Below are 20339 nucleotides of genomic sequence, written 5' to 3' on the forward strand. Positions count from 1 at the left end.
CGGCCTTCTGGACGCCCAGCGCACCGGAATCGTCTGCGTCGACTACCCGACAGCGGCCGCGGGCCGCCGTCGGCACAATGAACCGATTCGAACCGAGAGGAGTACGCATGTCCCTTGACGTCTCTGAAGACCTGCTCAGCAAGGCCGAAGCGGGGGAGGTGACCGACGCCGACTTCGTCGACTGCGTCAAGCAGTCCCTGCCGTTCGCGTGGGACCTCATCGCGAAGGTCGTGCACGACCTGAAGAACGGGGTCGTCTCGTCCTCCGGGTCCACCCAGTTCGCGGACAACACCACCCCGCCGCCGGACGAGCAGGCGCGCGGCCAGCTCCTGCGGGTCCTCGCCTCGGACTCGATGCGGGGCGCGCTCGAGCGTCACCACGGCGTCAAGCTCGCCTTCCAGAACTGCCACCGCATCGCGGCGTTCCCGGTCTCCGAGGTCGACTCGGACACCTACCGCAAGTTCATCTCCCCGCGCGGGCAGCTGCTCAACCAGTCGCCCGAGCTGAAGGACTGCTGAGACCGACCGCACCACCGAAGGGCCGCTCGGACAACGGCGTCCGGCCGGCCCTTCGGGCCGCCCGGGGGCCTTCCGGGCCTACTCGGGCTTCCTGGTGATGAGGAAGTCCCGCACCAGCTCCTCGCCCTGCTTCACCAGCGGCCGCAGGATCTTCAGCCGCGACAGTGCCACCACCCGGGCCGCCAGCGGCGCGGTGCGCCGCGCCAGTTCCCGCGACTTCTCCTGGCCCGGCGAGGCGTCGTACACCCAGTACAGGACCACGACCATCTGGTGCAGCCACAGCATCTCGGGGAGGATGTCGGCCATGTCCTTGGGCACCTTGGTCTTCGAGCCCTCCAGAACCTCCTGGTAGAGCGCGATGTCGCGGTCGCGGCTCTCGCCGGAGTCCTCCGAGAACGGGCTCAGGGGGCTCGACGGGTCGGCCGCGTTACGGAAGAACTGGCCCGCGAACGCGTGGTAGGGCCCGGCGATGTCGAGCCACGCCAGCAGCGCCGCCTCGATCCGCTCCGCCAGGGTCTCCTTGCCCTCCAGCATCGTCGGCGTCAGCTCGGCGTGCCGGATGGTGGCCTGCTCGTAGAAGCCCTGGATCAGGTGCTCCTTGGACTTGAAGTAGTAGTACGCGTTGCCGACCGAGACGCCGGCCTCGGCCGCGATCGCGCGCATCGTGGTCTTGTCGTAGCCGCGCTCGGCGAACATGTCGAGCGCGGTGTCGATGATGCGCTGCCGCGTCCGCTCGCCCTTGCTGGCAGGGCGGGCGGACGCGTCGGAGTCATCGGGTCCGGAGGCAGGATCGCTCACAAGGGCGATCCTACTGCGGCTGCGGGCCGTACGGGCCCGGCCGCGGCTGCGGCGGCTCCATGGCGCCGAGGGCGCGGGCGTCGACGACCCGGCCGCGCTTGCGGAAGCCGTTGAGCACGATCACGTTGAGCACGTGCAGGATGCCGAGGACCAGCAGCACCGCGCCGATCTTGACGGCGACGGTCTCGAACACGCCCCTGGCGGTGCCGATGTCGTCGCCGGTACGCAGCCACAGCGTCACGAACCCGAAGTTGAGGAGGTAGAAGCCGACCTGGAGGAGCCGGTTGACGGCCTGGGCGAGCTGCTCGTCCCCGTCGAAGACGTCCTTGATGAAGTGGAACCCGTTGGTGCCGAGCGTGCGGGCGACCCACACGGTGAGCGGCACGGCGACGAGCAGGTAGGCGATGTAGGCGACGACCGTCATGTCCATGACAGTGCTCCGTTCTGGAAGGGGGAAGCTCAGAGTTGAACATGTTCAACTCTGAGCTTCAACGTACGCCGTTTTCTGAACATGTTCAAATCTGCGGCCGGAAGTATCGCCCACGACACAGCCGGGCCTCCTCCGCATCGGCGGAGGAAACCCGGCTGTGTCCTACGTGTGTGATGTGCAAGTGCCTGCGACGCTCGGGGTCAGCGGGTCATGGCCCCCGCGATGAGGGACTGCGCCTCGTCGAGCGCCGCCGGGTCAACCTGGCCGCGCGGCTCGCTCAGGGCCGAGGTGAACATGGAGTGGAGCGCCTGGAATCCGATGAAGCCGCCTTGGGTGGGGATGCCCGCCAGGACCTGATCGGTGGTCATCAGCGGGGCGACGAGGGCCCGGCCGGTCATCTGGTTGAACGTCTCCGACGACAGCACGACGACGGTCAGCGCGGACTTGGTGTCGAGTCGGTCGCGGATCTCTCCGGGGCGCATCAGGCCTGGTTCCCGTAGGCGGCCCGCGCGATGTCGGCGTCGATGGCGGCCATCGCCTCCATGTCGTACTGGTAGGGGCCGCCCCCCGGGGGCGCGTACTTGGCGAGGCTGGCGGCGTACGCCGCCTTCTCGATGGCGGGCCTCGCGAAGTTCGCGAGCGTCGTGCCCTCCCGCTCGGCGGCGTCTTTCAGCTGCTTGTAGGCGTGGTCTGAGATGAGCACCGAGATAGTCTTCATAGTCATAACCATAACAGGAATCCTAATTCCGGGCATGGCGTCGTTCGCCGAACGACACTCCGATACCTGTAGTCTTCTCAGCGTGACAGTTGCGGTGCGTGTGATCCCCTGCCTGGACGTGGACGCCGGTCGGGTCGTCAAGGGCGTGAACTTCGAGAACCTGCGCGACGCCGGCGACCCGGTGGAGCTCGCCGCCGCCTACGACGCGGCCGGCGCCGACGAGCTCACCTTCCTCGACGTCACCGCCTCCAGCGACGACCGCGGCACCATGATGGACGTCGTGGCGCGCACCGCCGAGCAGGTGTTCATCCCTCTGACCGTCGGCGGCGGCGTCCGCACCCCCGACGACGTCGACCGGCTCCTGCGGGCCGGGGCCGACAAGGTCGGCGTCAACACCGCCGCCATCGCGCGGCCCGAGGTCATCGCCGACATCGCCGACCGCTTCGGCAACCAGGTGCTCGTGCTCTCCGCCGACGTCGCCTCCGGCGCCGAGACGGACTCCGGCTGGGAGGTCACCACCCACGGCGGGCGCCGGCGCACCGGCATCGACGCCGTCGAGTGGTGCGCGCGGGCCGCCGGGCTCGGCGCGGGGGAGATCCTCCTCAACTCGATCGACGCCGACGGCACCAAGGCCGGCTTCGACCTCCCGCTCATCGCGGCCGTGCGGGCCGCGGTCGACGTGCCCCTCATCGCCTCCGGCGGCGCGGGCGCCGTCGCCCACTTCCCGCCCGCGGTCGCCGCGGGCGCCGACGCGGTCCTCGCCGCGTCCGTCTTCCACTTCGGCGACATCGCGATCGGCGAGGTCAAGCAGGCGCTCGCGACCGCCGGCCACCCCGTGCGTTGACGTGACGCCCGCGACATTCGTGTCCCTCTGCGGGTGACACGGGCGCGCGCGGGGGCGGTTCTTGTCGCACCCCGCGGCAATGCTGGCGGCTACGGTCCCCTCTGGGTGGGTGGGGGCTAGGGATGGTCATACGGCCTTCAGCCTTTAACGGAGTTGGCGAGTGTCGGCGGTGCGAGGCATGATTGCAAGCGGCCGCTTGCCGTGCGGCTAGGAACCTGCCTGGAGCCACCCACCCGACCGGAGACCCAATGACGCTGCCCACCGGCACCGCCGCCGATCCCGACGATCTCGCCGCGGGCGCGGACGAGCACATCCTCGGACGCGGCCTGCGCAACATCGGCGACATGATCCGGCTCAAACCCAAGCCGTTCGCCGTCGGCGCCGCCGGAGCCATGATCAACACCGGCATGACCCTCCTCCTCTCCTACATCGTCGGCTGGGTCGTCGCCGGCATCGCCGTCCCCGCGTACGAGAACGGCGAGGTCGCCCTCGGCACCGTCCTCCTCGGCGCCGCCGCCCTCCTCGGCACCTCGATCATCCGCTTCTCCTCCATGTGCGCCAGGCGCATCGGCGCCGGCGTCATGCAGTTCGGCGTCCAGGCCGAGTGGCGCCGCCGCATCACCCGCCGCTACCTCGCCCTCCCCGTCTCCTGGCACCAGAAGCACCCCACAGGGACGCTGCTCTCCAACGCGAACGCCGACGTCGAGGCCGCCACCCGCCCCCTCGCGCCGCTGCCGTTCGCCTGCGGCACCCTCTTCATGGTCGTCGTCGCCATGATCGCGTTCTTCGCCATCGACTGGGCCATCGCGCTCGTCGCCCTCGGCATGTTCCCCGCCCTGTTCGCCCTCAACGCCGTCTTCGCCACCAAGATGGCCCCCCGGGCCAAGCGCGCGCAGGAGCTCCGCGCCGAGGTCTCCGCCGTCGGCCACGAGTCCTTCGACGGCGCGCTCGTCGTCAAGGCCATGGGCCGCGAGGCCGCCGAGACCGAGCGGTTCAGCGCCTCCGCGGGCGAGCTGCGCGACGCCATGATCGGCGTCGGGCGCCTGCGCGCCGCCTTCGAGCCCGCCATCGCCGGACTCCCCGAGATCGCCGTGCTCGTCGCCCTCCTGGTCGGTCTCGCCCGCTTCGAGGCCGGCGCGATCAACCTCGAGCAGCTCGTCACCGTCTCCTTCATGTTCTCCGTGCTCGCCTTCCCCGTCCGCGCCATCGGCTGGGTCCTCGGCGACCTCCCCGGGTCCGTCGTCGGCCGCGCCCGCGTCGACCACGTCCTCGCCGCCACCGGCGACATGGCCTACGGCGACAAGCAGCTCCCCGCGACCACCGCCCCCGCGACGCTCGAATTCGACGCCGTCGCCTACGCCTACCCCGACGGCCACGAAGCCCTCCGCGAGGTCACTTTCACCGTCGCGCCCGGCACCACCGTCGCCCTCGTCGGCGCCACCGGCTCCGGCAAGTCCACGCTCGCCCACCTCGCCGCGCGCCTCATCGACCCCGGCCGCGGCACCGTGCGCCTCGACGGCACGGACCTCCGCGACCTCGACCACGCCAGCCTCGCGCGCTCCACCGCGCTCGTCCAGCAGATCCCCTTCATCTTCGACGACACCGTCCGCGCCAACATCGCCCTCGACCGCCCCGGCCTCAGCGGCGCCGGGGACGAGAGCGACGACCGACTCTGGGACGCCCTCGTCGCCGCCGGCGCCGAGAAGTTCGTCCTCAACCTCGACGACGGCCTCGACACCGAGGTCGGCGAGCGCGGCACCAGCCTCTCCGGCGGCCAGCGCCAGCGCCTCACCCTCGCCCGCGCCCTCGCCGGATCGCCCCGCCTGCTCGTCCTCGACGACGCCACCAGCGCCGTCGACCCCAAGGTCGAGTCCCAGATCCTCTCCGGCCTCAAGGACTCCTCCGAGGCCGCGAGCGTCCTCGTGGTCGCCTACCGGCGCGCCACCATCGCCCTCGCCGACGAGGTCGTCTTCCTCGAAGGCGGCCGCATCACCGCGCGCGGCCCGCACACCGAGCTGCTGCGCACCCACCCGCCCTACGCCGACCTCGTCACCGCCTACGAGCGGGCCGAGGCCGAGCGCGAGTTCGACGGCGAGTTCGACCGCGAGCTCGCCGCCGCCGACACCGACCACGAGGAGGGCGCGGCGTGACCGCCCAGGAGACCCCGACCCAGCCCGGCCCCTGGGAGACCGTCAAGCGCGGCCTCCAGCTCTCGCCCGAGCTGCGCTCCGGCCTCGGCTTCACCGTGTTCCTCGCGGCCGTCACGGCCCTGGGGCGCCTGGTCGTGCCGATCGGCGCGCAGCAGATCCTCGACGAGGGCCTCCTCGGCGAAGGCGGCCCCGACCTCGGCTACGTGTTCACCGTCGCCGCGCTCGGCACGGCCGCGCTGATCCTGACGACGCTCGCGAACTACGTCATGAACCGGCGCCTGTTCGTCGTCTCCGAGCACGCGCTGGCGGCCCTGCGGCGCCGCACGTTCCGGCACATCCACGACCTGTCGATGCTGCACCAGCAGTCCGAGCGGCGCGGCGCGCTGACCGCGCGCGTGACGACCGACATCGACCAGATCAGCCAGTTCCTGCAGCAGGGCGGCATGGTCCTGGTGACCTCGACGGCGCAGATCATCGTCGCGACCGTGGTCATGGTGTTCTACTCGTGGCAGCTGGCGATCGCGGTGTGGATCGTGTTCATCCCGGTGACGTGGATGATCAAGTGGCTGCAGAAGCACCTGGCGTCGGCGTACACGAGCGTGCGCCGCAGCGTCTCGGCGATGCTGTCGGCGGTCGCGGAGTCCGTGGTCGGCGCGGGCACGGTGCGCGCGTACGGGGTCGGGGCGCGCACGAGCGAGCGGCTGGACGCCTCGATCGAGGAGCACCGGCGCGACCAGACCCGCGCGATCAGCCGCTCCGCGCTGTCGTTCGGCGCGGGGGAGCTGGTGTACCTGGGCGTCAACGTGATCGTGGTGGTCCTCGGCGCGTTCCTGGTCGCCGACGGGTCGATGTCCGTGGGCGAGCTGACGGCGTTCCTGTTCCTGGTCGTGCTGTTCACGCAGCCGGTCGTGATCGGCACCGAGACGCTGAACGAGGCGCAGAACGCGGTCTCGGGCTGGCGCCGCGTCCTCGACATCATCGACACCGCGCCCGACGTGGCCGACCCGGTCGACGGCCGGGCGCTTCCCGAAGGGCCCCTCGGGGTCCGCTTCGAGGGCGTGCGGTTCGCGTACCCCGGCGGCGCGGAGGTCCTGCACGGCATCGACGTCGACATCCGCGCCCACTCGAAGGTCGCGGTGGTCGGCGAGACCGGCTCGGGCAAGACGACGTTCGCGAAGCTCCTGACCCGGCTCATGGACCCGACCTCGGGGCGCGTGCTGCTCGGCGGCGCGCCGATGCGGGAGGTCACCTTCGCGTCGCTGCGGCGGCGGGTGACGATGGTCCCGCAGGAGGGGTTCCTGTTCAACGGCACGCTGGCGCGGAACGTGCGGTTCGCGCGGCCGGAGCTGACCGACGCCGAGATCTACGTGGCCTTCGCCGAGCTCGGGCTCGCCGACTGGGTCGAGACGCTCCCGGCGGGCCTCGACACCGAACTGGGGGAGGGCGGCGCGAACCTCTCCGTCGGCGAGCGCCAGCTCGTGTCCCTGGTGCGCGCGTACGTGACCGACCCCGACCTGCTCGTCCTCGACGAGGCCACCAGCGCGGTGGACCCGGCGACGGAGCTGCGCCTGTCGTCGGCGCTCGACGCGGTCACGCGCGGGCGCACGACCGTGATCATCGCCCACCGGCTGTCGACCGCCGAGACCTCCGACGAGGTCCTGGTGTTCGACGCGGGCGAGCTGGTCCAGCAGGGCCCGCACGCCGAGCTCGCCGCCGAGGCCGGCTCGGTCTACGCGGGCCTGCACGGCTCCTGGGTCGAGCAGACCCGCTCGAACTGACGCCGCGGCGGGCCCGCTCGATCAGAGTGGGCCCGCCGCCGCGTCAGGCGGCGCGGCTCGGTAGTGCGGCCCGGCAGTGCCGCGAGGTGGTTCAGGCGGCGCGGTCCAGGCGTCCGCGCGGCATCCGCCAGTTCGCGGCGAGCGTGGACTCGCGCAGGTTCCGGGCCTCCCCGAAGTAGTCGCAGAACTTCATGATGAGCGGGTCCCACGCGACCGGGTCGACGTACGCGGTGCCGGGCACCAGCACCGACTCGTCCACATGGGACCGCAGGATCTCGGCCTCGAACGCGGTGCAGCCCTTCCCGAACGGGTGCGCGGCGGTGATCCGGCACTCGAGCTGCACCGGGCACTCGGCGACCCGCGGCGCGCCCGTGGCCTCACCGGGGAGCTCGGTCAGCCCGGCCGCCCCGAACTTGTCGGGCTCGAACCGGTACCCCTTGGCGGCCTTCGACTCCGGGACCGGGTCGGCCGCGGTCAGGTCCGCGAGCCGGTCGACGGCGTCCGCGAGCCCGCTCGGGACGAGGTTGAGCGTGCACTCCCCGGTGGCGCGCAGGTTCTGCGCGGTCTTGGACCGGTCGCCCATCCCGAGCATGGCCGACTGCCCCAGCCACCACGCCGACGACATCGGCGCGAGGTTCGCCCGCCCCTCCGCGTCGCGGGTGCCGAGGAGCACGACGACGCTCCCGTAGTAGTGGACCTTCAACGGCGTGTTCACATGCATGCGCCAATCGAACCCGCGCCGGGCCCGCGGTGCTGGCCGGAAAACGACGCCGCGTCAGGCCACGGTGAGCACGATCTTTCCGGCGGTGCGGCCCGTCTGGAGCGACTCGTGGGCCCGGGCGACCTCCTCCAGCGGATAGGTCTCGGCCACCGTCGGCCGCAGCCTCCCGGCGTCGACGAGGGCCGAGAGGGCCCGCATCCCGCTCCAGTCCGGCTCCACCAGCACGAACCCGGTGTGCACGCGCTCTCGCTCGGCCGCCGGGAGGTCCCCGGGGATCACCGACATGAGGTACCCGCCGTCCTTGAGGACCGACGCTGACCGCGCCGCGTACTCGCCGCCGATCGGGTCCACCACGATGTCGATCCCGGACAGGCCCGCCGCGAAGTCGACCGAGCGGTAGTCGATCGCCTCGTCGGCGCCGAGCGACCGCAGGAAGTCGTGCTTCCCGGCGCTGGCGGTGCCGATCACGTACGCGCCGTGTGCCTTCGCGATCTGCACCGCGAGGTGCCCGACGCCGCCGGCGGCGGCGTGGACGAGGACCCGGTGCCCCTCGCGCACGCCCGCGTTGTCGACCAGCGCCTGGTGCGCGGTCAGGCCGGTGAGCGGGAGCGCCGCGGCCTCCACGTGGGAGAGCGAGGCGGGCTTGAAGTCGAACTGGCGGGCCGGCGCCGCGACGTACTCGCCGTAGCCGCCCGCCGGGTGCGGGAACCTCGGCATCCCGTAGACCTCGTCCCCGGGCCGGTACAGCCGCACACCCGCGCCGACGGCCTCCACCGTCCCGGAGACGTCCCAGCCGAGCGTGAACGGCGGCTTCAGGCCGGTGAGGCCGCCCGACTCGCGGGACTTCCAGTCGGTCGGGTTCACACCCGCGGCGCGCACCCGCACCAGGATCTCCGTCGGGCCCGGCGCGGGCCGCTCGACCTCGGCCACCCGGAGCACCTCCGGCCCGCCGAGCTCGTCCTGGACCACCGCTCGCATCGTCGTCATCTCGGTTCCCTCTCCGTCGACTCCGGTGTACCGGTCCCATTCTGGGCGCGGGCCCGCCCGCCGGAAAGTGGCCCGGAGGCCACGATGTGAAAGAATCGGGCCATGGTGAATGCGCATCGCGTGGCGGTACTGGCCCTGGACGACGTCGTCGCGTTCGAGCTCGGCATCCCCGACCGGATCTTCTCCGCCGCCACCGACCGGGACCTGCACCCCCTCTACGACGTGCAGGTCTGCTCCGTCGACGGCGGCCCGGTCCGCTCCTCCAGCGGGTTCACGATCACGCCCGACCACGGCCCCGAGCTCCTGGAGCGGGCCGACACCGTCGTGGTCGCCACCATCGGCCCCGGCGGTCCCACCTGCGACGTCCGCTCGATCCCGCCGGGCCTCCCGGAGGTCTTCGCGCGGATGCGCCCGGACGCGCGGATCGTCTCGTTCTGCTCGGCGGCGCTCGTGCTCGCCGAGCTCGGGCTCCTCGACGGCCTCACCGCCACCACCCACTGGGTCCTCACCGACCGCATGCGCGAGCGCTACCCGCGGGTCCGCGTCGACCCCGACGTCCTCTTCGTCGACCAGGGCCGCATCCTCACCTCCGCGGGCGCCGGCGCGGCCGTGGACCTGTGCCTGCACCTGGTCCGGCGCGACCACGGCGCCGAGGTCGCGAACGCCGCGGCCCGCCGCTGCGTCGTGCCGCCGTGGCGCGACGGCGGCCAGGCCCAGTTCATCGAGCGGCCCGTCCCCGACGAGCAGGAACTGTCCACATCGGAATCCCGCGCCTGGGCCCTCGCCAACCTCGACCGGCCCCTGTCCATCGACGACCTGGCCCGCCGGGCGACCATGAGCCGCCGCTCGTTCACGCGCCGCTTCCGCGAGGAGACCGGCCAGAGCCCCGCGCAGTGGCTGACCCGCCAGCGCGTCGAGCACGCCCGCCGGCTCCTGGAGTCCACCGACCTCACCGTCGACCAGGTCGCGCAGCGGTCCGGGCTCGGCACCGGCGTCTCGCTCCGCCAGCACCTGCGGTCCGCGCTCGGCGTCTCGCCCTCGGCCTACCGCAGGACGTTCCGGGCCGCGGCCGTCACGGGATGAGCAGCAGCTTCGCGGTGGTCTTGCGGGCCTGCAGCGCCTCGTGCGCCTCGGGGGCCTCCTCGAGGCGGAACGTCTCGCCGACGCGCACGAGGAGGTTGTCGTCCTCGATCATCTGGAACACGTCGGCGGCGCGGGCGAGGTACTCCTCGCGGGTCCGGGTGAAGTCCTTGAGGGTCGGCCTGGTCAGGACGAGCGAGCCGCCGCTGTTGAGCCGCTGCGGGTCCACGGGCGGGACGGGACCGCTCGCCTGTCCGAACAGGGCCATGACCCCGCGCGGGCGCAGCGCCTGCAGGCCCTCGTCGAACGTGGTCTTGCCGACGCCGTCGAACACGGCCGCGACGCCCTCGCCGCCGGTGAGCTCGCGGGCCTTGGCGCCGAAGCCCTCGTAGCGCATGACGTGGTCGGTGCCGTTCTGGCGGGCGAGCTCGGCCTTCGCGTCCGTGGACACGGTGCCGACGACCTTGCCGCCCTTGTACTTCACCATCTGCGTCAGCAGCAGGCCGACGCCGCCGGCGGCGGCGTGCACGACGACCGTGTCGCCCTCCTGCACGTCGTACACGCTGTTGCACAGGTAGTGCGCGGTGAGGCCCTGGAGCATGACGGCGGCGGCGGTCTCGACCGCGACCTTCTCGGGGACCGGCACGAACGCGTCCGCGTCGGCGACCACGAGGTCCGCGTACGAGCCCGGGACGTCTTTCCAGGCGACCTCGTCGCCGATCGCGAAGCCGGTGACGCCCGCGCCGACGGCCGTCACGTACCCGCCGCCTTCCAGGCCCGGGGTGAACGGCAGCGGCAGCCCGTAGGCCCCGGTGCGGTGGTAGACGTCGATGAAGTTGACGCCCGCCGCGGCGACCCTGACGGCGATCTGGCCGGGCCGCGGGCCCGGGTCCTCGCCCTCCAGGACCGTCATGACGCCCGGCCCGCCGGTCCGCTCGACCACGATCGCCTTCATGGGGTTTCCTTCCGCCGCAGGTTCACCCCCCAATTTAGCGGCACCGGGTCCTATTCCTCCGTTCCGGTCCGGCGCCCGCCGCCGGAGGGGAAGCGCATCCGGGCGCGGCCCCACGGGTTCTTCGCGGCGGTCCGGGTGTCGACCTCCTCGCCCACGAGCTTGCGGATCGCGTCGCGGAAGCCGCGCTGGCGCATGTGGTGGCGCAGCACGTTCGCGGCCGGGTCGGTCGTCAGCTCCTTCATGAGCGCCACGCACAGCGCGAGCATGACGACGACGAACGGCAGCGCGACGATGATCGTCGCGTTCTTGAGCCCTTCGAGGCCGCCCGACAGGAGCAGGACCGCCGCCACGGCGCCGATCGTCGCGCCCCAGAACACCACCAGGGGCTTCTTCGGCGCGAGCGAGCCGCGACTCGACAGCGAGCCGAGGACCAGCGAGGCCGAGTCGGCGCCGGTGACGAAGTAGATCGCCACGAGGATCATCGACAGGCCGGACATGATGCCGTACATGGGCAGCGAGTCCAGGAGCGCGAACAGGGCGTGCTCCTCGCCCTGCGCGAGCGCCGCCTCGTAGTCGGCGCTCCCGTTGCCCTGCTTCCACAGCGCGGTCCCGCCGAGGATCGCGAACCACAGCGTGGAGGCGGCCGAGGGGATGAGGAGGACGCCGACGACGAACTGGCGGATGGTGCGCCCGCGCGAGATGCGCGCGATGAACGTGCCCACGAACGGCGCCCACGACAGCCACCACGCCCAGTAGAAGATCGTCCAGGCCGCCATCCAGTCGGCACCGCCGAACGCGCCGGTGACGCTGGACAGGTTCACCAGGCTCGACAGGTACCCGCCGACCGCGTTCGGCCACGCGTCGAGGATGAACAGGGTCGGCCCCGCGAAGAACACGAACACGACCAGGAACAGCGCCAGCACCACGTTCGTCGTCGACAGCCACTTGACGCCGCGGTGGACGCCCGAGAACGCCGACGCCACGAACGCGGCCGTCAGCGCCACGATGACGATGATCTCCAGGAACTTCGAGTCCTTCACGCCCGCGACGATCCCCAGGCCCACCGCGACCTGGAGCGCGCCCAGCCCCAGGCTCGCGGCCGTCCCGAACACGGTCGCGAACACCGCGAGCAGGTCGATGCCCCGGCCCGTGGCCGGGCCCCAGCGCTTCCCGGTCAGGAGCGGCGCGAACGCGTCGCTCATGTTGTTGCCGCGCTGCTTGCGGAAGGTCGAGTACCCGAGCGCCAGGCCCGCGACCGCGTAGATCGCCCACGGGTGCAGTCCCCAGTGGAAGTACGAGTAGACCAGCGCGCCCTCCTGGAGCTGGTCGGGGAAGTACGGCGACGCCGGGTTGAGCTGGAGCGGCGGCGGGGCGTCGAAGTAGTGCGAGAGCGGCTCGGCCACGCCGTAGAACATGAGGCCGATGCCCATGCCGGCGGCGAACATCATCGAGATCCACGGCAGCGTCCCGAACTCGGGCTGCTCGTCGGCGTTCACCGCCAGCTTGATGTTCCCGTACCGGCTCGCCGCGATGTAGACCGCGAGCACCAGGAAGATGTTCCCGGCGATGATGAACAGCCACCCGAAGTTCGCGATGACCCAGTTCAGCGCCGCCGTCGAGCCGTCCTCGAACTGCTCGGGGAAGACCGCGCCGTACACGATCACCGCGAGCGTGACGATCGCGCCGGTCCAGAACACCGGCCGGTCCACCGGCAGCGTCGCCTGCCGCTCCTCGACCTCCAGGGGCCGCTCGGGCGGCGGCGCCCCCGCCTCCTCGGTCGTCGTCCCGGGGCCCTCGGGCCCGGGTTCGGCGGGCGTCTCGCTGACGGCCATGGCGCGGCTCCTCACGTTCGGGCGGATCGGTCGGGCAGGGGACTGAAGCCACCATAAGGGACCGAACGCCCCGATCCGGCCGATCCGGGCAGACCGCGCCGCCGCGACCCGCCGCCCGGAGCCGCCGCTCAGCCGCCCGTCAGGCCCGCCGGTACACCAGCAGCGCGATCGGGCCGTTCGCCTGCGCCGCCGCCAGGACCAGCGGCCGCGCCGGGGACTGCGGGAACGCCGCCGGGTACGTGAACCGGGCCCCGCCGCGCTCCCCGAGCAGGAACGGCGCCACCGCCACGTGCAGCTCGTCGGCGAGGTCGGCCGCCAGGAACGCCGTGTGCACCGTCCCGCCGCCCTCCACCAGCAGCCGCGCCACCCCGCGGGCGGCCAGGTCCGTGAGCGCCGCCGCCAGGTCCACCTCGCGCTCGGCGGTCGCCACGACCTCGGCCGCGGCCGGGCCGAGCGGGCACGCCGCCGCGCCCGCCGCCGACGTGTACACCACGACCGGGTCGCCGTCCGCGAACAGCCGCGCGCCCGGGTCCAGCCGGCCCGAGGGGGAGAACACCACCCGCAGCGGCGTCGCCCGCGCACCCCGCGCGGTCCGCTCCGCGCGCCGCTCGGGGGACCTGACCTGGAGCCGCGGGTCGTCGGCCCGCACGGTCCCGGCGCCGACCGCGATCGCGTCGACCCCGGCCCGGACCGCGTCGACCCGGTCGAAGTCGGCCGCGTCGGAGAGGACCAGGCGGTCGGGCGAGTCGTCGTCGAGGAACCCGTCGAGGCTCACGGCGGCCGAAAGGATGACATACGGGCGCTCCATGGCTCCGAGAATCCCACGATTCACTCTCCGAAGGGCCCGGGTGGCACCGCGCGGCGCGGTGCGATCACAATCGATAACCGTGGAAGGTCGAGAAGAGGCACTGGCGAACCTGAGCTTCAACGCCGACGGGCTCGTGCCCGCGATCGCGCAGCAGCACGACACCGGCGAGGTGCTCATGCTCGCGTGGATGGACGCGGAGGCGCTGCGGCGCACCCTCGCGACGAAGCAGGCGACGTACTGGTCGCGCAGCCGCGGCGAGTACTGGGTCAAGGGCGAGACCTCCGGGCACCGCCAGGCCGTCGTCTCCGTCGCCGCCGACTGCGACGGCGACACCGTCCTCCTCCAGGTCGACCAGACCGGCCCCGCCTGCCACACCGGCACCCGCACCTGCTTCACCGGGAGGGAGATCGCATGAGCGGCGACCCGACCGCCTCCCCGGACCCGGCCGACGGCCCCGCGGGCGACGCGCCCGAGGCCGCGGCCCCCGACCGCGCCGGCGAGCGCGCCCGCGTGCTCCTCGCCGGGATCGCCGCCGCCGGCCTCGCGGCCCTCGCCGCCTCCCGCGGCTGGACCTCCACCGCCGAGACCGGCCACGCCGGGATCACCGCCACCACCGCCCAGTCCGGGACCGACCTCGCCTCGTGGGCGCTGCCGTGCGCCCTCGCGGGCGGCGCCGCGTTCCTCGCGATGCTCGCCACCGGGAACCGGGCCCGCCGCGTCCTCGGCGTCGTCGCCGCCCTCGCGGGCCTCGCGGCCGCCCTCGGCGGGGTCCTGCACCTCGCGTCCGGGCCGTGGCCGATCGCGCTCGCCGCCGCCGGGCTGATCCTCGCGGGCGCGGGCGCCTGGACGACCGCGCGCGCCGGCGCCTGGCCCGCCGCCGACCGGTACGAGACGGCCCCCGCGGGGGACGGCGCCATAACAGAGGACCCGGTGTCGCTGTGGAACGCCCTCGACTCGGGCCGGGACCCCTCGTCGCCTACTATCACGGCATCGGTGCAGGAGAAAGGACCGCGTAGATGAACGTGCTGGAGCAGATCATCACCGAAGTCCGCGCCGATCTCGAGCGGCGCCAGGCCGAGACCCCCATCGAGGCGATCCGCGAGCGCGCCGCCGCCGCGCGGCCCGCGCTCGACGGGTACGCCGCGCTCTCCGGCGGCGGCGTGGGCGTCATCGCAGAGGTGAAGCGGGCCTCGCCGTCGAAGGGCGCGCTCGCCGACATCCCCGACCCGGCCGAGCTGGCCGCCGAGTACGCCGCGGGCGGTGCCTCGGTCATCTCCGTGCTCACCGAGCAGTCCTACTTCAAGGGCAGCCTCGACGACCTCGACGCCGTGCGCGCGAAGGTCCAGATCCCGGTGCTCCGCAAGGACTTCGTGGTCTCCCCCTACCAGGTCCTGGAGGCCCGCGCCCACGGCGCGGACCTGGTCCTGCTCATCGTGGCCGCGCTCGACCAGGACACGCTCGTGTCGCTGCACGAGCGCATCACCGGGCTCGGCATGACCGCGCTCGTGGAGGTCCACACCGAGTACGAGGCCGACCGGGCCATGCGCGCGGGCGCCAAAGTCATTGGCGTCAACGCCCGCGACCTGACTACGCTCCAGGTGGACCGCTCGGTGTTCGAGCGGATCGCGCCGGGCCTGCCCCGGGAGGTCGTGAAGGTCGCCGAGTCCGGCGTCCGCGGCACCCGGGACCTCATCCGCTACGCGAGCGCCGGCGCCGACGCCGTGCTCGTCGGCGAGGGGGTCGTCAAGCAGAAGAGCCCGCGCGACGCCGTCCGCGAACTGGTCACCGCCGGCTCGCACCCGGCCACGCCGCGCCCGATCTAGCACCGCGAAGGGGAGTAAGTACCGTGCCCAACCCAGATGCCACCGGCCACTGGGGCGAATTCGGGGGACGGTTTGTCCCCGAAGCCCTGATCGCCGCCCTCGACGAGCTCGAGGCCGCGCACACCGCCGCCCTCGCCGACCCGGCGTTCACCGCCGAGCTCGACGCGCTCGGCCGCGAGTACGGGAACCTCCCGTCGCCGCTGTACTTCGCCGAGCGGCTCTCGCAGGAGGCCGGCGTCGAGGTGTGGCTCAAGCGCGAGGACCTCAACCACACCGGCGCGCACAAGATCCGCAACGTCCTCGGCCAGGCGCTGCTCACCAAGCGCATGGGCAAGACCCGGATCATCGCCGAGACCGGCGCGGGCCAGCACGGGGTCGCGTCCGCGACCGCGGCGGCCTACTTCGGGCTCGAGTGCACCGTGTACATGGGCGAGGAGGACACCCGCCGCCAGGCCCTGAACGTCGCCCGCATGCGCCTCCTCGGCGCCGAGGTCGTGCCGGTCACGACCGGTTCGCGGACGCTCAAGGACGCCATGAACGAGGCGCTGCGCGAATGGGTCGCCAGCGTCGAGCACACCCACTACCTCATCGGCTCGGTCGGCGGCCCGCACCCGTTCCCGCAGCTGGTGCGCGACTACTGCCGCGGCATCGGCGACGAGGCCCGCGCCCAGTTCCTGGAGCGCACCGGGGGCCTCCCCGACGTCGTCGCCGCGTGCGTCGGCGGCGGCTCGAACGCGATGGGCATCTTCACCGCGTTCCTCGACGACGAGCCCGTCAAGCTGTACGGCTTCGAGGCCGGCGGCGACGGGTACGACACCGGCCGCCACGCCGCGACCATCACCGCCGGGCAGGTCGGCGTCCTCCACGGCGCCCGCACCTTCGTCCTCCAGGACGAGGACGGCCAGACGATCGAGTCGCACTCGATCTCGGCGGGCCTGGACTACCCGGGCGTCGGCCCCGAGCACGCGCACCTGGCCGCGACCGGCCGCGCCGCGTACGAGCCGGTGGACGACGCCGAGGCCATGGCCGCGCTCGAGAAGCTCGCCCGCACCGAGGGCATCATCTGCGCGATCGAGTCCGCCCACGGCCTCGCCGGGGCGCTGCGCCTCGCCAAGTCCCTGGAGCCGGGCGCGAAGGTCCTGGTGAACCTCTCGGGACGCGGCGACAAGGACATGGGCAACGTGGTCGAGTACTACGGCTTCGACAAGGGGGAGAGCTGATGCGCGTCGAAGCGGCGTTCGCGAAGACGAAGGCCGAGGGGCGCGCGGCGCTCGTCGGCTACCTCCCGGCCGGGTTCCCGACCCTCGCCGACTCCATCAAAGCCGTCGACATCATGATCGACCACGGCGCCGACGTCATCGAGCTGGGCCTGCCCTACTCCGACCCGGTCATGGACGGCCCGTCCGTGCAGCGCGCGGCCGACCAGGCGCTCGCCGCCGGGTTCCGCACCAGCCAGGTCTTCGAGGTCACCGAGGCGGTCGCCGGGCGTGTCCCGATCCTCGTCATGACCTACTGGAACCTGGTGGAGCGGTACGGCGTCGACCGGTTCGCCCGCGACTTCAAAGCCGCCGGCGGGGCCGGGCTCATCACGCCCGACCTCATCCCCGACGAGGCCGGCGAGTGGATCGCCGCCTCCGACGCGCACGAGCTCGACCGGGTCTTCCTGGTCGCGCCGTCCTCCACCGAGGAGCGGATCGCCGCCACGGTCGCGGCCTGCCGCGGCTTCGTGTACGCGCAGTCGGTCATGGGCGTCACCGGCGCCCGCGCCGGGACCTCCGCGGTCGCGCCGGACCTGGTGCGCCGCACCCGCGCGCACACCGACCTGCCGATCGGCGTGGGCCTCGGCGTCCGCTCGGGCGAGCAGGCCGCCGAGATCGCCGGGTACGGCGACGCCGTCATCGTCGGCTCGGCCATCGTCAACTGCTACCTGGACTCCGACGACGTCCCGGCCGGGCACCAGCGCCTCGCCGAACTCACCGCGGACCTCGCCGAAGGCGTCCGCCGCTAGACCGCAGCGGGCCCCGCAGGCGACGCCTGCGGGGCCCCTCCACGCCCCCGCCCCGGCCCGCGCCCGGCCGCTCCGCCGCCACCCGATAGGTTTTGCGTCGTGGACTTCGCTTCAATCCCGAGCCCGGCCGAGTCGGTCTGGCACCTCGGCCCCATCCCGATCCGCGCCTACGCCCTCTGCCTGATCGCCGGCATCGTCGCGGCCTGCTGGATCGCGGAGGTGCGCCTGCGCCGCCGCGGCGCCCCCGAGTGGGCCGTGCTCGACCTCGCGGTGTGGGCGGTGCCGTTCGGCATCGTCGGCGCCCGCATCTACCACGTGTTCACCAGCCCCGACGCCTACTTCGGCCCCGACGGCGACCCCTGGAAGGCCTTCGCGGTCTGGGAGGGCGGCCTCGGCGTCCCCGGCGCGATCCTCCTCGGCGGCGTCGGCCTCTGGCTCGGCTGCCGCCAGCTCAAGCTCCCCTTCGCCACGGTCGCCGACGCGTGCGTGCCCGGCGTCCCGATCGGCCAGGCCGTCGGCCGCCTCGGCAACTGGTTCAACCAGGAGCTGTACGGCAAGCCCCTCGACGCCTGGTGGGCCGTCGCGATCGACGTCGACCACCGCGTCGCCGGCTACATGAACTACGAGACGTTCCACCCCACGTTCCTCTACGAGGCGCTGTGGAACGTCGGCGTCGCCGTCGTCCTCGTCGTCGCCGACCGCCGGTGGAAGTTCGGCGCCGGGCGCCTCGTCGCCCTCTTCGTCCTCCTCTACTGGACCGGCCGGTTCTGGATCGAGGGCCTGCGCATCGACCCCGCCGAGGCCGCCTTCGGGCTCCGCCTCAACCAGTGGGTGAGCATCGTCGTCGTGGTCCTCGCCGTCGCCTACCTGCTCCTGGTGCGCGGCTCCCGCAAGGTCGTCGCCTACGACGGCGGCGAGCGCGTCATCGTCGCCTGGGACTCCGACGCCGCCAAGGCCACCGGCTACGTCGACGGCGCCCTGCCCAAGGGCGTCCTCCTCACCGCCCCCGACGGGGACGGGACCCCCGACGACGGCGAAACCGAGGACACTCGACCCGAGGAGGACGGCGTCGCCGACGAACCGTCCGACGAGCCGCCGGCCGACACCACTGACACCGCGACCGCCGACGAGACCGCCTCCGACGAGACACGGCCCGGCGCGGGCACGACCCGCGACGACGGCTGACCGACACCGCTTCCCCCGGGCAGGTGCAGATGCAGAACCGTAGAGCCGTAGTCGTCGGCGCCGGCGTCGCCGGGCTCGCCAGCGCGATCGTGCTGTCGAAGCTCGGCTGGCGGGTGGCGCTGCTGGAGCGGCGCGAGCGCCTCAAAGGCGACGACCTCGGCATGATCCTGTGGGCCTCGGGCGTGCGCGCGCTGCGCGCGCTCGGGGTCGACGCCACCCTCGACGCCGCCGGGACCCCCGTGGAGCGCTTCGAGATCCGCAACGAGGACCGCGTCTCCAGCTCCTTCGCCGGGGCCATGCTCGGCGCCGACGACGGCACCCCGTCCGTCATGGTCCACAACGCGATGCTCTACGAGGCGCTCGTGTCGCGCCTCGGCGACAGCGTCGAGGTCCACCCCGCGACGCAGGTCGACCGGATCGACATGGTCGACCTCGCCGCGGGCGACTCCAACCGCCGCTGGGACGCCGACCTCATCGTCGCCGCCGACGGCATCGACTCCCCGACCCGCCCCCTCATCGCCCCCGGATCGCCCACAGTGGATGCCGGGGTGGTGGTGTTCCGCGGGATCATCCCCGCCCACCGCGCCCCCGAGCGCAGCGCCGAGGCCGTCGAGGTCTACGGCCCCGACCGCCGCCGCTTCGGCTACGGCGACCTCGGCCACGCCGGCGCCTGCTGGTGGGCCACCGTCCCCGGCGGCATGCGCCCCGAGTCCCCCCAGATCCAGCACGAGCTCATCAACCGCTGGTTCGCGGACTGGCCCGCCCCCGTCGGCAAGTACATCGCCGCCACCCGGCCCTCCGAACTCACCCAGCAGTCCGTCCGGTACGTGTGGCCCATCCCCGCGCGCCTCCACCAGCCCGCCGGCACCGGCGGCCTCGTCCTCATGGGCGACGCCGCCCACGGCGTCGCCCCCATCCTCGCCCAGGGCGGCAGCCTCGCCCTCGAGGACGCCGTCACCCTCGGCTGGGCCCTGCGCCGCTCGCCCGAGTCCGTCCCCGACGCCCTCGCCTCCTACGACCGCGCCCGCCTGCCCCGCCTCAAGCGCGTCGCCCGGCTCTCGCGCCGCGTCCACACCATCGCCTCCGGAGGCCGCGGCGTCACCCGCGGCCTCCTCCGCGCCGTCCCCGACTCCTGGGTCCAGAGCCAGGCCGCCTCCCTCTCCGACTGGCAGCCGCCCCGGTAGACCCGATACCTTCGACCCCATGCAGATCCGCGACGCCGCCGCCACCGACTGGCCCGCCATGTGGGCGTTCATGCGCCCCATCATCCAGGCCGGCGAGACCTACCCGTGGCCGCCCGACACCACCGAGTCCTGGACCCGCGCCTACTGGATGGAGCGCCCCGCGCCCGCCTCGCGGCTCGTCGCCGTCGTCGACGGGCACGTCGCCGGCACCGTCGAGATCCACCCCAACCTCCCCGGCCAGGGCGCCCACGTCGCCAACGCCGGGTTCATGGTCGACGCCGCCTACGGGCGCCGCGGCATCGGCCGCGCCCTCGGCGAGGCCGCCCTCGCCCGCGCCAAGGACGACGGCTTCCGCGCCATGCAGTTCAACGCCGTCGTCGCCACCAACGTCAACGCCGTCAAGCTCTGGCACTCCCTCGGCATGACCACCCTCGCCCTCATCCCCGGCGGCTTCGACCACCCCTCCGAAGGCCTGGTCGACCTCCACCTGATGTTCCGCGAACTGTGAGACGCGCAGGGG

General features: G+C 73.0%; 22 protein-coding genes. 13 read left to right on the forward strand and 9 right to left on the reverse strand.

What is annotated here, in order from left to right:
- Positions 1-107 precede the first annotated feature (107 nt).
- Positions 108-518 (forward strand): SCO5389 family protein, encoded by a 411-nt coding sequence (locus ABD419_RS07490; protein WP_344483955.1) that lies wholly within the window; start codon positions 108-110, stop codon positions 516-518.
- Between the two features lie 78 nt (positions 519-596).
- On the opposite strand, the gene ABD419_RS07495 is transcribed toward ABD419_RS07490, so the two are convergent.
- From ABD419_RS07495 to ABD419_RS07510, 4 genes are all read right to left on the reverse strand, one after another.
- Positions 597-1316 (reverse strand): TetR/AcrR family transcriptional regulator, encoded by a 720-nt coding sequence (locus tag ABD419_RS07495; RefSeq protein ID WP_344483958.1) that lies wholly within the window; start codon positions 1314-1316, stop codon positions 597-599.
- Positions 1317-1326: 10 nt separating this feature from the next.
- Positions 1327-1746, reverse strand: a complete 420-nt coding sequence (locus ABD419_RS07500; protein WP_344483961.1) for a hypothetical protein — start codon at positions 1744-1746, stop codon at positions 1327-1329.
- Positions 1747-1946: 200 nt separating this feature from the next.
- Entirely contained in the window at positions 1947-2228 is a 282-nt protein-coding gene (locus ABD419_RS07505; RefSeq protein WP_344483963.1) for a hypothetical protein, read from the reverse strand.
- Positions 2228-2464, reverse strand: coding sequence for a hypothetical protein (locus tag ABD419_RS07510; protein ID WP_344483966.1), 237 nt, complete (start codon positions 2462-2464; stop codon positions 2228-2230). The genes ABD419_RS07505 and ABD419_RS07510 overlap by 1 nt, the downstream gene beginning before the upstream one ends.
- 82 nt (positions 2465-2546) lie before the next feature.
- Here ABD419_RS07510 and hisF point away from each other — a divergent pair, with 82 nt between their 5' ends.
- The 3 genes from hisF to ABD419_RS07525 all read left to right on the forward strand — a co-directional run bounded on the left by hisF (position 2547) and on the right by ABD419_RS07525 (position 7236).
- Positions 2547-3308 carry an imidazole glycerol phosphate synthase subunit HisF gene (gene hisF / locus ABD419_RS07515; protein ID WP_344483969.1) on the forward strand — a complete coding sequence of 254 codons (762 nt, stop codon included), beginning with the start codon at positions 2547-2549 and terminating at the stop codon, positions 3306-3308.
- Between the two features lie 248 nt (positions 3309-3556).
- A complete protein-coding gene (locus tag ABD419_RS07520) occupies positions 3557-5458 on the forward strand; it encodes an ABC transporter ATP-binding protein (RefSeq protein ID WP_425555965.1) in 1902 nt (633 codons plus the stop codon).
- Entirely contained in the window at positions 5455-7236 is a 1782-nt protein-coding gene (locus ABD419_RS07525; RefSeq protein WP_344483972.1) for an ABC transporter ATP-binding protein, read from the forward strand. The genes ABD419_RS07520 and ABD419_RS07525 overlap by 4 nt, the downstream gene beginning before the upstream one ends.
- 91 nt (positions 7237-7327) lie before the next feature.
- Here ABD419_RS07525 and ABD419_RS07530 read toward each other — a convergent pair whose 3' ends face one another.
- The gene (locus ABD419_RS07530; protein ID WP_344483975.1) at positions 7328-7957 is read right to left on the reverse strand and encodes a flavin reductase family protein; all 630 of its coding nucleotides are present in this window, start codon (positions 7955-7957) and stop codon (positions 7328-7330) included.
- A gap of 54 nt (positions 7958-8011) precedes the next feature.
- Positions 8012-8935 carry an NADP-dependent oxidoreductase gene (locus ABD419_RS07535; protein ID WP_344485317.1) on the reverse strand — a complete coding sequence of 308 codons (924 nt, stop codon included), beginning with the start codon at positions 8933-8935 and terminating at the stop codon, positions 8012-8014.
- 111 nt (positions 8936-9046) lie between these two features.
- Between ABD419_RS07535 and ABD419_RS07540 the strand changes: the two genes are divergently transcribed.
- The gene (locus tag ABD419_RS07540) at positions 9047-10027 is read left to right on the forward strand and encodes a GlxA family transcriptional regulator (protein WP_344483977.1); all 981 of its coding nucleotides are present in this window, start codon (positions 9047-9049) and stop codon (positions 10025-10027) included.
- On the opposite strand, the gene ABD419_RS07545 is transcribed toward ABD419_RS07540, so the two are convergent.
- The 3 genes from ABD419_RS07545 to ABD419_RS07555 all read right to left on the reverse strand — a co-directional run bounded on the left by ABD419_RS07545 (position 10017) and on the right by ABD419_RS07555 (position 13619).
- A complete protein-coding gene (locus tag ABD419_RS07545) occupies positions 10017-10979 on the reverse strand; it encodes a quinone oxidoreductase family protein (RefSeq protein WP_344483979.1) in 963 nt (320 codons plus the stop codon). The two genes, ABD419_RS07540 and ABD419_RS07545, sit on opposite strands and share 11 nt — an antisense overlap.
- Positions 10980-11029: 50 nt before the next feature.
- On the reverse strand, positions 11030-12811 hold the full coding sequence (locus ABD419_RS07550) for a BCCT family transporter (RefSeq protein ID WP_344483981.1): 1782 nt from the start codon (positions 12809-12811) through the stop codon (positions 11030-11032).
- A 139-nt stretch (positions 12812-12950) separates the two neighbouring features.
- Complete coding sequence (locus ABD419_RS07555; RefSeq protein WP_344483983.1) at positions 12951-13619, reverse strand: RibD family protein; 669 nt, start codon at positions 13617-13619, stop codon at positions 12951-12953.
- Positions 13620-13698: 79 nt separating this feature from the next.
- Between ABD419_RS07555 and hisI the strand changes: the two genes are divergently transcribed.
- The 8 genes from hisI to ABD419_RS07595 all read left to right on the forward strand — a co-directional run bounded on the left by hisI (position 13699) and on the right by ABD419_RS07595 (position 20327).
- The gene (hisI, locus tag ABD419_RS07560; protein WP_425555966.1) at positions 13699-14034 is read left to right on the forward strand and encodes a phosphoribosyl-AMP cyclohydrolase; all 336 of its coding nucleotides are present in this window, start codon (positions 13699-13701) and stop codon (positions 14032-14034) included.
- Entirely contained in the window at positions 14031-14639 is a 609-nt protein-coding gene (locus ABD419_RS07565) for a Trp biosynthesis-associated membrane protein (protein WP_344483985.1), read from the forward strand. The genes hisI and ABD419_RS07565 overlap by 4 nt, the downstream gene beginning before the upstream one ends.
- The gene (gene trpC, locus ABD419_RS07570) at positions 14636-15442 is read left to right on the forward strand and encodes an indole-3-glycerol phosphate synthase TrpC (protein WP_344483987.1); all 807 of its coding nucleotides are present in this window, start codon (positions 14636-14638) and stop codon (positions 15440-15442) included. The genes ABD419_RS07565 and trpC overlap by 4 nt, the downstream gene beginning before the upstream one ends.
- A 23-nt stretch (positions 15443-15465) precedes the next feature.
- Positions 15466-16662, forward strand: coding sequence for a tryptophan synthase subunit beta (trpB, locus tag ABD419_RS07575; RefSeq protein WP_344483990.1), 1197 nt, complete (start codon positions 15466-15468; stop codon positions 16660-16662).
- Entirely contained in the window at positions 16662-17450 is a 789-nt protein-coding gene (trpA, locus tag ABD419_RS07580; protein ID WP_344483993.1) for a tryptophan synthase subunit alpha, read from the forward strand. The genes trpB and trpA overlap by 1 nt, the downstream gene beginning before the upstream one ends.
- A 99-nt stretch (positions 17451-17549) precedes the next feature.
- A complete protein-coding gene (gene lgt / locus ABD419_RS07585; RefSeq protein WP_344483996.1) occupies positions 17550-18635 on the forward strand; it encodes a prolipoprotein diacylglyceryl transferase in 1086 nt (361 codons plus the stop codon).
- On the forward strand, positions 18632-19819 hold the full coding sequence (locus ABD419_RS07590; RefSeq protein WP_344485322.1) for an FAD-dependent oxidoreductase: 1188 nt from the start codon (positions 18632-18634) through the stop codon (positions 19817-19819). The genes lgt and ABD419_RS07590 overlap by 4 nt, the downstream gene beginning before the upstream one ends.
- Before the next feature lie 19 nt (positions 19820-19838).
- Positions 19839-20327, forward strand: a complete 489-nt coding sequence (locus ABD419_RS07595) for a GNAT family N-acetyltransferase (RefSeq protein ID WP_344483999.1) — start codon at positions 19839-19841, stop codon at positions 20325-20327.
- Positions 20328-20339: the final 12 nt, after the last annotated feature.

The organism is Glycomyces endophyticus (assembly GCF_039531525.1).
GTDB lineage: Bacteria > Actinomycetota > Actinomycetes > Mycobacteriales > Micromonosporaceae > Glycomyces > Glycomyces endophyticus.

Bases quoted from the DNA above. Each gene is read 5' to 3' on its own strand.
- trpA (WP_344483993.1), top strand. From the start codon at position 16,662: ATGCGCGTCGAAGCGGCGTTCGCGAAGACGAAGGCCGAGGGGCGCGCG.
- ABD419_RS07520 (WP_425555965.1), top strand. From the start codon at position 3,557: ATGACGCTGCCCACCGGCACCGCCGCCGATCCCGACGATCTCGCCGCG.
- trpC (WP_344483987.1), top strand. From the start codon at position 14,636: ATGAACGTGCTGGAGCAGATCATCACCGAAGTCCGCGCCGATCTCGAG.
- ABD419_RS07555 (WP_344483983.1), bottom strand. From the start codon at position 13,619: ATGGAGCGCCCGTATGTCATCCTTTCGGCCGCCGTGAGCCTCGACGGG.
- ABD419_RS07530 (WP_344483975.1), bottom strand. From the start codon at position 7,957: ATGCATGTGAACACGCCGTTGAAGGTCCACTACTACGGGAGCGTCGTC.
- ABD419_RS07595 (WP_344483999.1), top strand. From the start codon at position 19,839: ATGCAGATCCGCGACGCCGCCGCCACCGACTGGCCCGCCATGTGGGCG.
- ABD419_RS07500 (WP_344483961.1), bottom strand. From the start codon at position 1,746: ATGGACATGACGGTCGTCGCCTACATCGCCTACCTGCTCGTCGCCGTG.
- ABD419_RS07545 (WP_344483979.1), bottom strand. From the start codon at position 10,979: ATGAAGGCGATCGTGGTCGAGCGGACCGGCGGGCCGGGCGTCATGACG.
- ABD419_RS07510 (WP_344483966.1), bottom strand. From the start codon at position 2,464: ATGAAGACTATCTCGGTGCTCATCTCAGACCACGCCTACAAGCAGCTG.
- ABD419_RS07505 (WP_344483963.1), bottom strand. From the start codon at position 2,228: ATGCGCCCCGGAGAGATCCGCGACCGACTCGACACCAAGTCCGCGCTG.
- ABD419_RS07535 (WP_344485317.1), bottom strand. From the start codon at position 8,935: ATGCGAGCGGTGGTCCAGGACGAGCTCGGCGGGCCGGAGGTGCTCCGG.
- ABD419_RS07490 (WP_344483955.1), top strand. From the start codon at position 108: ATGTCCCTTGACGTCTCTGAAGACCTGCTCAGCAAGGCCGAAGCGGGG.
- ABD419_RS07550 (WP_344483981.1), bottom strand. From the start codon at position 12,811: ATGGCCGTCAGCGAGACGCCCGCCGAACCCGGGCCCGAGGGCCCCGGG.
- ABD419_RS07565 (WP_344483985.1), top strand. From the start codon at position 14,031: ATGAGCGGCGACCCGACCGCCTCCCCGGACCCGGCCGACGGCCCCGCG.
- ABD419_RS07540 (WP_344483977.1), top strand. From the start codon at position 9,047: ATGGTGAATGCGCATCGCGTGGCGGTACTGGCCCTGGACGACGTCGTC.